Source organism: Kutzneria kofuensis (assembly GCF_014203355.1).
GTDB classification, from domain to species: domain Bacteria; phylum Actinomycetota; class Actinomycetes; order Mycobacteriales; family Pseudonocardiaceae; genus Kutzneria; species Kutzneria kofuensis.
Genome location: NZ_JACHIR010000001.1, coordinates 4,789,111 through 4,803,626 on the forward strand (window position 1 = coordinate 4,789,111; position 14,516 = coordinate 4,803,626).

At 71.5% G+C, this 14,516-nt stretch carries 12 protein-coding genes; 11 read left to right on the top strand and 1 reads right to left on the bottom strand.

From position 1 onward, the window contains the following. Positions 1-126 precede the first annotated feature (126 nt). The 11 genes from eccCa (at position 127) to BJ998_RS22370 (ending at position 13,649) form a co-directional block, all read left to right on the top strand. On the top strand, positions 127-4,122 hold the full coding sequence (gene eccCa, locus BJ998_RS22320; protein WP_184864493.1) for a type VII secretion protein EccCa: 3,996 nt from the start codon (positions 127-129) through the stop codon (positions 4,120-4,122). Between the two features lies 1 nt (position 4,123). Next, positions 4,124-5,917: a type VII secretion-associated protein gene (locus tag BJ998_RS22325; RefSeq protein ID WP_184864495.1), complete on the top strand. Its 1,794-nt coding sequence runs from the start codon at positions 4,124-4,126 to the stop codon at positions 5,915-5,917. 14 nt (positions 5,918-5,931) lie between these two features. Then, entirely contained in the window at positions 5,932-6,315 is a 384-nt protein-coding gene (locus BJ998_RS22330) for a hypothetical protein (protein WP_184864497.1), read from the top strand. A gap of 142 nt (positions 6,316-6,457) precedes the next feature. Next, positions 6,458-6,769, top strand: coding sequence for a WXG100 family type VII secretion target (locus BJ998_RS22335; RefSeq protein ID WP_184864499.1), 312 nt, complete (start codon positions 6,458-6,460; stop codon positions 6,767-6,769). Between the two features lie 81 nt (positions 6,770-6,850). Next, on the top strand, positions 6,851-7,141 hold the full coding sequence (locus tag BJ998_RS22340; RefSeq protein WP_184864501.1) for a WXG100 family type VII secretion target: 291 nt from the start codon (positions 6,851-6,853) through the stop codon (positions 7,139-7,141). Between the two features lie 273 nt (positions 7,142-7,414). Further along, a complete protein-coding gene (gene rplM, locus BJ998_RS22345; protein WP_184864504.1) occupies positions 7,415-7,858 on the top strand; it encodes a 50S ribosomal protein L13 in 444 nt (147 codons plus the stop codon). A 14-nt stretch (positions 7,859-7,872) separates the two neighbouring features. Next, positions 7,873-8,433 (top strand): 30S ribosomal protein S9, encoded by a 561-nt coding sequence (gene rpsI, locus BJ998_RS22350; protein WP_312890273.1) that lies wholly within the window; start codon positions 7,873-7,875, stop codon positions 8,431-8,433. Between the two features lie 154 nt (positions 8,434-8,587). Next, positions 8,588-9,922: a phosphoglucosamine mutase gene (glmM, locus tag BJ998_RS22355; RefSeq protein ID WP_184864506.1), complete on the top strand. Its 1,335-nt coding sequence runs from the start codon at positions 8,588-8,590 to the stop codon at positions 9,920-9,922. Positions 9,923-10,075: 153 nt separating this feature from the next. Next, the gene (locus BJ998_RS22360; RefSeq protein WP_184864507.1) at positions 10,076-10,393 is read left to right on the top strand and encodes a type VII secretion target; all 318 of its coding nucleotides are present in this window, start codon (positions 10,076-10,078) and stop codon (positions 10,391-10,393) included. Next, complete coding sequence (locus tag BJ998_RS22365) at positions 10,393-13,263, top strand: WXG100 family type VII secretion target (protein WP_184864510.1); 2,871 nt, start codon at positions 10,393-10,395, stop codon at positions 13,261-13,263. The genes BJ998_RS22360 and BJ998_RS22365 overlap by 1 nt, the downstream gene beginning before the upstream one ends. After that, positions 13,260-13,649, top strand: a complete 390-nt coding sequence (locus BJ998_RS22370; protein WP_184864512.1) for a hypothetical protein — start codon at positions 13,260-13,262, stop codon at positions 13,647-13,649. Before BJ998_RS22365 ends, BJ998_RS22370 begins: the two co-directional genes overlap by 4 nt. Here the strand turns inward: BJ998_RS22370 and BJ998_RS22375 are convergent, their stop codons facing one another. Next, entirely contained in the window at positions 13,650-14,489 is an 840-nt protein-coding gene (locus tag BJ998_RS22375; protein ID WP_184864514.1) for a dienelactone hydrolase family protein, read from the bottom strand. Positions 14,490-14,516: the final 27 nt, after the last annotated feature.

A 14,516-nucleotide genomic window follows, 5' to 3' on the forward strand; every position in this document is an offset into this window, starting at 1 on the left:
GAACCGCCCGCGCGCCGTCGGTGGCCGCCCCTAGTATGGCCGCACCGGCACGGCCGGGAACGGCGGTTCCGGTGAAGACGTTCCAATGGGTTTCGATCCACCCCCGACCCGAAGAGGTGTGTCCCGGTGAGCACGCTCCAGTTCCGGCGTTCGCCGCGCCTAGCCGCGCCCCGGCCGCCCGGCGGTGAGGTGCACCTGGAGCCGCCACCGGAGCTGCCCCGGATCATCCCCGGCAACATCGTGATGAAGGTGCTGCCGGTCGTCATGATCATCGCCTCGGTCGGCATGATGGGCTACATGTTCGCGGCGCCCGGCGCCAAGAACCCGCAGACGATCATGATGGGTGGCTTCTTCCTCATCTCCACGGTCGGCATGATGGCCGGCGGCGCGGGCGGCGGCCGCGGTGGCGGCCAGCGCAAGGCCGAGATGAACGAGGACCGCAAGGACTACCTGCGCTACCTCGGCCAGATGCGGGAGCGCGCCCGGGAGGCGGCCGACGACCAGCGGGCCGCCCTGGAGTGGAACCACCCGGACCCGCAGGCGCTGTGGTCGATGGCCACCACGCGACGGATGTGGGAACGCCGGCAGAGCGACCCCGACTTCGGGCACGTGCGCATCGCCCGCGGCTCGCAGCGGCTGGCCACCCGGCTGGTGCCGCCGCAGACCGGCCCGGTCGACGAGCTGGAGCCGATCGCCACCCTGGCGCTGCGCCGCTTCGTGCGCGCCCACTCGATCGTGCCCGACCTGCCGACCATGATCACCATGCGTGGCTTCGCCGCGATCTCCCTGCTGGGCGAGCGGGAGCTGACCCGCGGCCTGGCCCGCGCCATGATCGGTCAGCTGGTCACCTTCCACTCGCCGGAGGACCTGCTGGTCGCGGTGGTCAGCGCCGGCCGCGCCAAGGCCGAGTGGGAATGGTGCAAGTGGCTGCCGCACGCCCAGCACCCGACCGAGGTCGACGGCATCGGCCAGCTGCGCCTGATGACCGGCTCGCTGCAGCAGGTCGAGGACTGGCTGCACGAGCAGACCAAGGACCGCCAGCGGTTCCAGCGCAACGCCCCGCCGCTGACCGACCAGCCGCACATCCTGATCGTCATCGACGACGGCGAGGTGACCCGCGAGGAGCAGATCATCCTCGACGAGGGCCTGGTCGGCGTCACCCTGCTCGACCTGTCCGACTCGCTCGGCAACCTGGCCGCCCGCCGCGGCCTGCGGCTCGTCGTCGAGCCGGACCGGCTCGGCGCGCGCAGCAACGCGGGCGTGGAGTGGTTCGGCAAGCCCGACGGTCTCAGCGTGCCCGAGGCCGAGGCACTGGCCCGGCGGCTGTCGCCGTACCGGATCGGCGGCCAGGAGGCCACCGGCGCCGAGGACCAGCCGCTGCTCAACGCCAACCCGCCGATCCTGGAGCTGCTCGGCATCCCGGGCGACCCGATGACGTTCGAGATCGCGCAGGCGTGGCGGCCGCGACCGAAGTCGGACCGGTACAAGATCCCGTTCGGCGTCGGCGAGTTCGGCCAGGCCGTCGAGCTGGACATCAAGGAGGCCGCCGAGGGCGGCATGGGGCCGCACGGCCTGTGCATCGGCGCCACCGGTTCCGGTAAGTCCGAGTTCCTCCGCACCCTGGTGCTCGGCCTGCTGGCCACCCACTCGTCCACCGCGCTCAACATGATCCTGGTGGACTTCAAGGGCGGTGCGACGTTCCTCGGCCTGGACGACGCGCCGCACGTGGCCGCGGTCATCACCAACCTGTCCGGCGACCTCACCCTCGTCGACCGCATGAAGGACGCGATCGCCGGCGAGGTGGCCCGCCGCCAGGAGGTCCTGGCCAAGGGCAACTACAAGAACGTCTGGGACTACGAGAGCGCCCGCGAGAAGGGCGCCGACCTCGACCCGCTGCCGGCCCTGTTCATCTGCATCGACGAGTTCTCCGAGATGCTGACGGCCAAGCCGGACTTCATCGACATCTTCCTCCAGATCGGCCGCGTCGGCCGGTCGCTGCAGATGCACATGCTGCTCGCCTCGCAGCGGCTGGAGGAGGGCAAGCTGCGCGGCCTGGACACCTACCTGTCCTACCGGATCGGTCTGAAGACCTTCTCCGCGTCCGAGTCCCGCGCGGTGCTGGGTGTGCCGGACGCCTACGAGCTGCCGCCCATCCCGGGTTCGGGTTACCTGGCGGTGCAGGGCGAGCCGATGACCCGGTTCAAGGCCGCCTACGTCTCCGGCCCGTACCGGCCGGCCGGCATGATCGCCGGCCCGGCCACCCCCGTGGGCGTCAGCGCCGACCGCCGGCCCAAGTTCTTCGTGCCGGACTTCGTGGAGATCCCCAAGGAGCCGGAGAAGCCGCGCGAGGTCGTCAAGGAGAAGCCCAAGGACGAGGACAAGATCGAGCCCAGCGTGCTCGAGGTCATCGTCGGCCGGCTCAACGGCCAGGGCGCGCCGGCGCACCAGGTGTGGCTGCCGCCGCTGAACGAGCCGCAGTCGTTGGACATGCTGCTGCCGCCGCTGGCCGCGACGCCGGACCGGGGCATCTTCCCGCAGGGCTACCAGGGTTACCTGCAGATCCCGCTGGGCCTGGTGGACAAGCCGTTCGAGCAGCGCCGCGACCCGTTCTGGGCCGACTTCTCCGGCGCGGCCGGTCACGGCGCGGTCGTCGGCGGCCCGCAGTCCGGCAAGTCGATGCTGCTGCGGACGTTGATCATGTCCATGTCGGTGACGCACACGCCGGAGGAGGTCCAGTTCTACTGCCTGGACCTGGGCGGCGGCACGCTCGCGCCGCTGGAGGCGCTGCCGCACGTCGGCGGCGTGGCCAGCCGGCTGGAGCCGGACAAGGCCCGCCGCATGGTGGCCGAGCTGACCGGCCTGATCGCCGACCGGGAGCAGCGGTTCCGCGCCGCCGGCATCGACGGCATGGTCGAGTTCCGCAACCGCAAGCGCCGCGGCGAGATGAAGGACGACCCCTACGGCGACGTCTTCGTGATCATCGACGGCTGGCTGAACTTCCGGCAGGAGTTCGAGGCGCTGGAGCAGTCCATCCTCAACCTGGCGGCGCAGGGTCTGTCCTTCGGCATCCACGTGGTCATCTCGGCCAACCGGTGGGCGGAGATCCGGCCCGCGGTCAAGGACCTCATGGGCACCCGGTTCGAGCTGCGCCTCGGAGACCCCAGCGAGTCCGAGTTCGACCGCAAGGTCGCCGTGAACGTGCCGGTCGGCCGGCCGGGTCGCGGCCTGACCCCGGACCGGCTGCACTTCCTGACCGCGTTGCCGCGCATCGACTCCTCGTCCAACGTGGGCGACGTCGGCGCCGGCGTGCAGGACGCCATCGGCAAGATCACGGCCGCCTGGCGCGGCCCGGTCGCGCCGCAGGTCCGGCTGCTGCCCGAGATGCTGCCGTACGAGCAGCTGCCGACGCAGCAACAGCAGCGCAACCCGCACCTGGTGCCGATCGGCGTCAACGAGGACGGCCTCGCGCCGGTGTTCCTCGACTTCGACAACGACTCGCACTTCTACGCCTTCGCCGAGGGCGAGTCCGGCAAGACGAACCTGCTGCGCACCATCGTGCGGGGCATCATGACCCGGTACACCACCAGCGAGGCGGTCATCCTGCTGGTCGACTACCGGCGGACGATGCTCGGCTTCATCGACACCGACCACCTGCTCAGCTACGTGGTGTCGGCCAACCAGCTCGGCGACACCATCAACGACGTCAAGAACTCGCTCAAGGGCCGGCTGCCCGGCCCGGACGTCACGCAGGAGCAGCTCAAGGCCCGGTCCTGGTGGAAGGGGCCGGAGGTGTTCGTCGTGGTCGACGACTACGACCTGGTGGCGACCCAGAGCGGCAACCCGCTGCAGCCGCTGGCCGAGTTCCTGCCGCAGGCCAAGGACGTCGGCCTGCACATGATCCTGGCCCGCCGCTCCGGCGGCGCCAGCCGGGCGCTGTTCGACCCGGTGATCGGCAAGCTGCGCGAGATCGCCGCGCCCGGCATGGTGATGAGCTGCAGCAAGGACGAGGGCGTGCTGATCGGCACGTACAAGCCGACGATCCTGCCGCCGGGCCGGGGCGTGATCGTCACCCGCAAGCTCGGCCAGCAGCTGATGCAGACCGCGTGGCTGCCGGGCGAGTGAGTTGACGGTCCACGTAGCGGTCGACTTCGGCACGTCGAGCACGTGTGTGGCGGTGGCCGTCGACGGCAGGGAGCCGCAGCTGGTCGTCCTGGAGGGCGGCACGCCGGTGATGCCGTCGGCGGTCTTCGCCGACCGCGGCGGCACGCTGTTCGTCGGCCAGGAGGCGGAGCGGCAGGCGGCGGTGGACCCGTCGCGGTACGAGCCGAACCCGAAGCGCCGCATCGACGAGGGGCAGCTGCTGCTCGGCGACACCGTGCTGAACGTGCTGGACGTGGTGCGGGCGGTGCTGGTCCGCGCCACCAACGAGGCGCGGCGGCTGGTCGGCGGCGCGCGGATCGACCTGCTGGTGCTGACCCATCCCGCCGACTGGGGCGCGGTCCGCACCCGGATCCTGCGCCAGGCCGGGCAGGGGCTGGGCGTGGAGGTGTCGCTGGTGCCGGAGCCGGTGGCCGCCGCGGTGTTCCACTCGGCGTCCACCGCCATGCCCGACGGCAGCGCGCTGGCGGTGCTGGACTTCGGCGGCGGCACCGTCGACGCGAGCGTGGTGCGTCGGCGCGGGGCCTCGTTCGAGGTGCTGGCCACCCGGGGCGAGCCGAACTTCGGCGGCGCGGACATCGACCAGGCGCTGCTGGAGCACGTCGGCACGCTGGTGTCCGGGCAGGACCCGCAGGCGTGGCAGGCGCTGGTGGAGGGCCGGGAGATGGCCGACCGTCGGCGTCGCCGGGTGCTTCGGCAGGACGTCCGCGGTGCCAAGGAGACGCTGTCCCGGCACGCCTACACCGACGTGCCGATGCCACCGCCGTTCCCGGACGCCCACGTCACGCGGGCCGACCTGGAGCGGCTGATCGGCCCGCAGCTGGGCCGGGCGGCTGACCTCGTCGCGGACACCGTGAAGGCCGCGCGGCTGACCCCCGGCGAGCTGAGCACCGTGTTCCTCGTCGGCGGGTCCAGCCGGATCCCGCTGGTCGCACGGCTGGTGCACGAGCGCACCGGCATCATGCCGACCACTTTGGACCAGCCGGAGACGATCGTCGCCCGGGGCGCGCTGCGGGTCGTCACGCTCGATCCACATCGGACCGGGGCGTTCCCCGGGGTGCGGCCGCCGAGCCCGATGCAGCAGCCGCTGGAGACGCCGAGCCCCGGCTATCCGGCGGTGCCGGTGGGTGGCGCGGGGCCGATGCCGGCCGGTGCCGCCGCCGACGTCACGCATCCCGTGCCGGCGAACTTCCCGCAGGTGCCGGTGCCCTCCGCGCCGGTGGCCGTGAAGACCCGCAACAAGTGGCTGCCGTGGATCGTGGTCGGCTCAGTGGTGCTGGTGATCGCCGCCGGAGTGACGGTGTTCCGGCTGGTCACCAGCGGTCCGGACGGCAAGCCGGTGGCGCAGTACGACTACCGCTTCACCGCGCCGCCGGGCTGGAGCCAGACCGGCGGCGACGCGTCCAGCCGTGAGGTGCTGCTCAAGCCGGACGGCGGCAGCGGCCAGGACCTGATCGCCGTGCAGGAGCGGGCGCTGAACTACGACGCCACCGTCCAGCGCGACCTGGCCATCAGCCAGGTCCGGTCGGCCGTGGAGAAGGCCGGCTCCGCGTTCTCCGGTTTCTCGGACAGCACCAGCTTCGGCGGCAAGGATGTCCTCTACTACCGCCAGCAGCTCGACGGGGCCGCCGTCGACTGGTACGTGGTGCTCAAGGGCAAGGCGCAGGTCAGCGTCGGTTGCCAGTACCCGGCCGGCGACAGGGACGCCGTGCTGGCCGCGTGCCAGCAGGTCGTGAGCACGTTGGCGGTCGAGGCCTGAGGAGGGAGACGCCCGTGTCGATCGGCGACGCGATGAGCCAGTTCCGGTCCGAGGTGGACGCCGCCGTCGCGCGGGGCAGCCGGGCCGCCGGCGAGGCCCGGGCGCGCAGCGCCGCCACCCGTGGGCAGACCCGGGAGCTGGTGACCAAGGTGCGCGCCCGTCAGGAGCGCCCGCAGCCCTCCGACCTGACGTCGCCGGGGCTGCGCCGGGCGGCGACCTCGTTCCGTTCCGACGAGGGGCTGCCGGTGGACCGGCTGCCGGAGGGAACGGAGCTGCTCGCCCCGATCGGGTCGACTACTCCCAGTGCCCCGAAGCCACCCGCGCCGGGGGTGCGCCGCCCCCGTCCGAGTGACGATGACGAGGACTTTTCGCAGGAGGGAATCATGTTCCGGGGCTAGTTCCACCCGGGCGCGTTTACTAGAGCAACTGTTTGCGAAGAAGTCGCGACGGGGTGGAACCGACCATGGCACTGTCGTCGTCGCAGTAACCGTACGAACCAAGCACGCAGTACTTGACCCAGATTGAAGGGGGCACGTCCCAATGGCTGGCTTCGGGACCAACTTCGCCGAGATGGCGAGCTGCGCCAAGGACATCGAGAACGTCGAGCAGGAGATCAACGCGACGGTCAACAAGCTCAACGGCGACCTCACTCCGCTGCAGTCCAGCTGGAAGGGCCAGGCCTCGGCGGCGTTCCAGCAGCTCCAGGAGCGTCTGATGGAGGACGCCAAGAAGCTGAACCAGGCCCTGAACGACATCGCCACCGCGATGAAGACCGCTTCCGGCACCTACGCGCAGCAGGAAGAGGAAGCCTCGCACGGCATCAGCAGCATCTCCAGCCGGCTGGGTGGCTGACCTCGGTTTCTCGTTTCGGTCGCAGCCGAAACGCACCTTCTGCATTAGCGGCACGTCAGACTTCATTCAGGGGAGAAAACTGTGAGCAGCGAAATCAAGGTCACTTTCGCCGAGATCCAGCAGGCGGCGTCGGACGTCACCAACGCGGCGAACACCGTCGGCAGCCACCTCGAGACGCTGAAGGGCAAGATCGCCCCGATCGTCGCGGACTGGACCGGTGAGGCGGCCGAGGCGTACCAGAATGCGCAGCGGGCCTGGGACGCGGCCGCCAAGGACTTCCAGGAGACCCTTCAGGCCATCGGCGTCGCCGTCCGTCAGGCGGGCGAGGGCTACGAGAGCGCCGAGGGTTCGGCCAAGAAGCTCTGGGGCTGAGACTTTCATCACGCCCGTTCGCGGTGCCCGTGGACCCCGGGACCTCCCGTCCTGGGGTCCACGTATGTGTTCCGACCACCCGTTTTGACCCTCACGGGTGCGGCCGGGTATCTTCTTTCTTTGTTGTGCGGTAATGCGGCGCGAGGCTTGCTGCCGCGCGTGCTCCAGCAGTTCGTGACCACGCTGGCGCGCCCCGCCGCAACGACACCCCATGACACGAGCGTCGACCTACGCAGGGTCGCGCTACAGAGTGAGTGACGACGAGGTAGATCCGTGCGCACGTACAGCCCGAAGGCCGGCGAGGTGAACCGCGCCTGGCACGTCATCGACGCCCAGGACGTGGTGCTCGGCCGGCTCGCCACCCAGGCCGCGACGCTGCTGCGTGGCAAGCACAAGCCCACCTACGCCCCGCATGTCGACACCGGTGACTTCGTCGTCATCGTGAACGCCGAGAAGGTGGCGCTCACCGGCAACAAGCGGGACCAGGCGTTCGTGTACCGCCACAGCGGTCACCCGGGCGGCCTGAGCAAGCGCTCCTTCGGCGAGATGCTGGAGAAGCAGCCGGAGCGCCTCGTGGAGCGGGCGATCAAGGGCATGCTGCCGCACACCCGGCTCGGTCGGGCCATGGCCAGCAAGCTCAAGGTGTACGCCGGCCCGGCGCACCCGCACGCGGCGCAGCAGCCGCAGCCGTTCGAGATCACCAAGATCGCCCAGTGACCGAGGAAGTTTCAGTGACCACTCCTGACCACGAGCCCGAGCAGCTCGCCGACGAGGCCGTCGCCGCTGAGGCTGCCGAGACCACCGAGGCTGTCGAGACCGCCGACGCCGTCGCCGAGTTCGACGCGGCCGTCGAGGCCGACACCGAGACCGAGGCCGCTCCGGCGCCCGCCCCGGTCGCGCTGCCCAACCGCCTGATCCAGACCGTCGGCCGCCGCAAGGAGGCCATCGTTCGCGTGCGACTGGTGCCGGGCACCGGCAAGTTCACGCTGAACGGCAAGAGCCTGGAGCAGTACTTCCCGAACAAGGTGCACCAGCAGCTCATCAAGGAGCCGCTGGTGACCGTCGAGCGCACCGAGATGTTCGACGTCATCGGCAACCTCGTCGGCGGCGGCATCTCCGGCCAGGCCGGCGCGCTGCGGCTGGCGATCGCCCGTGCGCTCATCGAGTTCGAGTCCGAGGACCGCCCGGCGCTGAAGAAGGCCGGCTTCCTGACCCGTGACCCGCGGGCCAAGGAGCGGAAGAAGTACGGCCTGAAGAAGGCCCGCAAGGCGCCTCAGTACTCGAAGCGCTGATTTCGCTCAAAGGCGGCGCGGTCTGCGGTTTTCGCAGGTTGCGCCGCCTTTGGCGTGTTCTGGTCATTTCGGCGAGCAACCCCCGAAGGCGCTCGCACGACCTAGCCGTAGTCTGGCCGCCCCGACGTTCCCCGCCCCGGAGGTAGCAGCGTCCATGTCCCGTCTGTTCGGCACCGACGGCGTCCGCGGTATGGCCAACGCCGACCTGACCCCGGAGCTGGCGCTCTCGCTGGCCGCGGCCGCGGCCCGGGTGCTGGCCGAGCACGACACCACGCACCGACCGGTCGCGGTGGTGGGGCGGGACCCGAGGGCCAGCGGCGAGATGCTGGAGGCGGCGGTGACCGCCGGCCTCACGGCGGCCGGCGCGGACGTGCTGCGGCTGGGCGTGCTGCCCACCCCGGCGGTGGCCTTCCTGGTCGCCGACCTGGGCGCGGACCTGGGCGTGATGATCTCCGCCTCGCACAACCCGATGCCCGACAACGGCATCAAGTTCTTCGCCAAGGGCGGCGTGAAGCTGTCCGACGAGCTGGAGGACGAGATCGAGTCCCGGCTCGGCGAGACCGCGGGCCGGCCCACCGGCGCCGGCGTCGGCCGGGTCAGCGACGTGCCGGACGCGGCCAGCCGGTACATCGACCACCTGCTGCTGTCCACCCCGCACGACCTGCACGGCCTGCGCATCGTGGTGGACTGCGCGAACGGCGCCGCCTCCACCACCGCGCCGCAGGCCTACCGCCGGGCCGGCGCCGAGGTGATCGCCATCAACGCCGACCCGAACGGCCTGAACATCAACGACGGCGTCGGCTCCACCCACCTGGACGTGCTGCAGGCGGCGGTCGTCGAGCACGGCGCCGACCTGGGCATCGCGCACGACGGCGACGCGGACCGCTGCCTCGCGGTGGACGGCACCGGGGCCGAGGTGGACGGCGACCAGATCATGGCGGTGCTCGCGCTGGCCCTCAAGGACACCGGCGAGCTCAAGGACGACACGCTGGTCGCGACCGTGATGAGCAACCTCGGCCTGCACCTGGCCATGAAGGAGAACGGCGTGCGGCTGCTCACCACCGCGGTCGGCGACCGCTACGTGGTGGAGGAGCTGCGGGCCGGCGGCTACTCGCTCGGTGGCGAGCAGTCCGGCCACGTGATCCTGCCCTCGCACGCCACCACCGGCGACGGCCTGCTCACGGCGCTGCGGCTGATGGCCAGGGTGGCCGGCACCGGCAAGCCGCTGAACGAGTTGGCCGGCGTGATGCGCCGGCTGCCGCAGGTGCTGATCAACGTGAAGGTGGCGGACAAGGCCGCCGTCGCGGCCGCCGAGAGCGTCAGCAAGGCCGTCGCCGAGGTGACCGCCGAGCTGGGCGAGACCGGCCGCGTGCTGCTCCGGCCGTCCGGCACCGAGCAGCTGGTCCGGGTGATGGTCGAGGCCCCCAGCCACGACGAGGCGCACGGGGCCGCGACCCGGCTCGCCGAGGTGGTCTCGGCGGTCCGCTGAGGCCTCGTCACCAGTTCGGTGATAGCGACCTGCCCTGTCCGGTTTCTGTAATAGTGTGCGACGCATCGGCATGGACCGCGGGGTGGAACCGAAACGCGCCCCGCGGAGTCCGAGTAGTCATCCACAGCAGGGGGCCAGGGGAGGACAAAGATCATGTCGGGCAGCGTCAAGGCCGACGGCCAGGCGATCACGACTCTCGGTTCGTACTTCCGAGATCTCGATGAGACGACCGCGGTCGGATATCGCAACACGCTGGACTCGGTGCACGTCACGGGCGACATCACGGGCAAGTCGTGCCCGCAGGCCGGTGACGCGGCGGCGAAGGCCGTGCAGACCTTGAGCGCCAACATGAAGGACTTCGGTTCGCACGCGGAGGACATCTGCGCCGGATTGAACGCGACCGCGAAGAACTACGCCGACACTGATTCCTCGAATGCGTCGTCGATCTCGTCCGCGGGGGGTAACGCCTGATGGCCAAAGCACACAAGCACTCCCATCACGAGAGCTCGTCGCCGACCCATCACAAGGACGACAACGACGGCGGCACCACCAGCACCACCAAGCGCAAGAAGGACGACGACGACCAGAACACCGGCAGCACGCATCCCAAGGATGACGGCGACGGGAAGAAGGACGACGACGGCGACGGGAAGAAGGACGACCGCCGCCGCAACGGTCGCGACGGGCAGGACGGCCAGGACGGTGAGGACGGCCAGGACGGCCGGGGTGGTCGCGGCGGCAACGGGGGCGACGGCGGCGATGGGGGAGACGGCGGCGACGGAGGAGATGGCGGTGACGGAGGCGACGGTGGGGACGGCGGCTCCGGCGAGACCAGCGACGGCAGCGGTGGGGACCCGGGCGGCGACGGCGGCGACCTGAGCGGCCGCTCCGACGACGTCTGCGACGACCACGCCGACAAGCGGGACGGCTTCAAGCCGTACATCGACCTCTACAACCTCTACACCGGCAAGAACCTCAGCTTCGACAACGACATCGTCAAGCCGTTCGACCAGCCCCGCGGCATCGACTACGGCAAGCTGGCGCAGGCCGCGGACGACCTCGCGCAGGTCGCCTCCGACTTCGCCGACACCCGCGACGAGATGAACGGCAAGGTCAGCGGGGTCGTCGGCAGCTCGTGGCAGGGCGACGCGGCCAACGCGTTCGGCTCCTACATCCAGCAGTTCGGCAGCAAGGCGCAGACGATCGACAGCGACCTGGACAAGCTGAGCCAGGCCATCACGTCGAGCACCGCGGCGGCCCAGAAGATCGTCGACGCCTACGGTCAGACGCTGGACCAGATCGACTTCGGCAAGATCCAGTTCGACATCGTCACGATCGCCGAGCTGATCGCCATCTACAAGCTCGAAACGGGTCTGGACGACCTGGTCAACAAGCTCAAGGACGGTCTGGCCGACATGATCGGCTTCGACTTCCCGGGCGGCTCGCTGATGGACGCCGCGATGTACGTGTGCTCCACCATCGCCGAGGCCGTGCTGTGGTGCCTGGGCTGGGCCGAGGACCAGTTCCTGAAGTTCATCGCCGGCCTGGTGCAGAAGGTGCTCGACGCCGGCTTCAAGGACCCGTTCGAGCAGAACCTGCAGCTGCTGCAGCAGGGCTCGAAGACCGCGGACAGCGGCATCAAGCAGGCCTTCCAGAACCTGATCTCGACCGCCGAGTCGATCAACCAGAGTCCGTTCTCCGGGCTGTCCCAGGTGCCGGAGGGCAAGCCGGAGCAGAAGACCGGCGGCAACGGCAAGACCGGCGGGAACGGCAAGGGCACCGGCGGCGGCACGGGTGGCGGAACCGGTGGTGGCACGGGCGGCGGCACCGGTGGCGGAACGGGCGGCGGCACGGGTGGCGGTGGCGGCATGCCGACCCAGCCCCCGCCCCAGACCCCTCCGCAGCCGAGCGTTCCTCAGGTGCCGCACCCGACCGCACCGCAGTCCGCCGAGTCGGTGAAGATCCAGGACGGCGCCAACACGATCGAGGTGGACAGCCCGGACGGGCAGGGCCACGTCAAGATCAAGGTGGACGACGGCGACGGCAAGCCGCCGAAGACCTACGACGTCGACTTCAGCAAGGTCGCCAACAACCCGGCCGTGGCCGGCCTCGCCGGTCAGCACGGCCAGACCGGCGTCCCCGGGCAGACCGGCGGGCAGGGCGGCGTGCCCGGCCAGCCGGGACAGGGCGGGGTGCCGGGCCAGACCGGCGTTGGCCAGATGCCCGGCCAGCCCGGCGGCGGCGTTCCCGGTCAGCCCGGCCAGCCGGGCGCCAACCCGGACGGCTCCATCCCGACGCCGGCCGGCCCGGACGGCAAGGCCGTCATCCACGACGGCGACCTGACGATCACCGCGCAGCAGGGCAAGGTTCCCGGCGAGGTGCAGGTTTCCATCGACGACGGCAGCGGCAAGCCGCCGCACACGTACACCATCGACTACAACGACGCCGCCGGTCCGACGGCGTCGCCGGCCGGCACGCACCCCGCCGGCGCGGAGCCGGGCCAGCCCGGGGTCGGCTCGGAGTTCGGCGGCTCCGGCCACGCCGGCGTCGGCACGCAGCCGACCCCGGGCCAGCCCATCGGGACCGCCACCGGCGCGCACGCGATCGACGAGCCGCTGGCGGCCGACACCGGCCAGCCGCTCGCCCACGACGCGAGCCCGCTGGGTGGCGACACCACCGGCACCGAGACCTCGGGCTGGACGATGCCGGGCGAGACCCCGGTGTCCACCGGCCCGGCGCACGCCCTGCCGGACGACGTGCCGCCGCCGATGCCGGAGCCGGCGGCGTGGACCGCGCCGGCCGCGGCCGACCCGGGCTTCGACTTCGCCCCGTCCGGCCAGCACGACCAGGGCAGCTTCTCCGGAAGCCTGTTCGACGCCCCGGCGGCCACCACCGTCGCCGCCGCGTCGTTCACGTCCGGTGCGTCCGTCGACACCGGCGGCACGTCGGCGTGGACCCTGGGCGGCGACACCGGCCACGGCATGGTCGGCGACCAGGGCGGCATGCACCACAGCAGCGCCTGGGACACCGCGCACAGCGCCGCGGCCCCGGGTATGGGCGGGCAGACCCCGACCGACCAGGCCAGCGCGCCCGGCGAGGCGGGCCTGGCCCAGGTCGGCGGCGCGCACGCGGGTGCGTCAGCGCAGGGCGGCTCGCCGATGGGCGGCATGCCGATGATGGGCGCCATGGGTGGCGGCGGTCACGCCGGCGCCGAGGACCAGGAGCGCAGCACCAACGCGTCGTGGCGGACGCCCAGCGCCGTCTTCGACGACGCCGGCGCGGCCTCGGTGGGCCGGATGAACGGTGTGCTCGGTGAGGACGAGGGGAGCCAGCGCCAGTGAGCTATCAGGCGGCCGTCGCCGCGGATACCGCGGTCGCGGAGATGCGGCGGCTCCAGGACGACGTCCAGCGGCAGCGCGCGGCGACCGAGAAGAAGTTCGCGGACGCCGTCAAGGAGAACAAGGAGGCCACGCAGAAGGCGTTGGCCGAGGCGAAGGCGAAGCGGGACGCCGCCGAGAGCGGGCGGCCCGTCGCGCGGCCGGTGCAGGAGGTCCGGGAGGAGAAGTACACGTTCTTCGACAGCGAGGACGAGTACAACCCGCCCGCCGCCCCGTCGTTCCAGATGCCGGAGGTCACCCCGCCGCCGCGTCCCACGCCGCGGCGTGCGGCGCGTCCCGTCTACGACGACGATGACGACGACTATTCGAACCAGAGCTGGATGCAGTGATCAGCCCGCCGTGCGGGCCGTCGCCGGACGGCCCGCACGCTGGTAAGTGACGGGTGCTCGCTTCACGTCTCCGTACAACAGCGAGTCGTACGTGTGGTCGCCGTTCAACTGCCGCAACAAGAACGCGGTGATCACCGCCTTGGCGACGGTCTGTGTCCTGGCCTCGCCTCGGCCGCTGAGCAGCAGTTCGCTCCAGTGCCGGCCCTCGGCGAAGCCGAGGTGGTTGGCACCGGCGATGGTGCGCATCTGCACCGGCCCGCCCCAGCTCTGGGCGATCGCCTCGGCGTGCCCGACCGGCGGCGAGACCAGGTCCTCCTCGGCGGCCAGGTGCACGGCCGGCATCGGGCACAGGCGGGCCGCGTCCACCGCGGACGGCCGCGTTTCCGAGGCGGCGACGGTGAAAACGCCGCGGACCCGCTCGTCCTCGGCCGCCGCGAGCACCGCCGCGCCGGCGCCGGCTCCGTGCCCGCCGACGGCGAGCTTGCCCTTGTCCACGCCGACGACGCCGTCGCCCAGCCGTACCCCGGCCACCACGTCCAGTGCGGTGCGCAGGTCGGCGGCGAACAGTCGGGCCGACGCCAGCGGGCCGCGATGGGTGGCCGGCGCCGCGACGACAACGCCCCACGACGCCAGGTGCCGGAACAGGCCGAGGTAGCGCCGCGGCGGCTGCAGCCAGCCGTGCCCGAAGGCGACCGCCGGCAGGCCGTGGCCGGCGTGCGGGGTGAACAGCGTGCCGGGCAGCCCGACCAGGGCCAGGTCGCCGCGCCGCACGCCGTGCGGACCGGGCCGGCTGAGCTCGGTGAGCGCCTGCTTCGCGGTCAACGGCTTGCGTCGCGCCATACCCGGACCGTACCGCGTCTTTGGCGC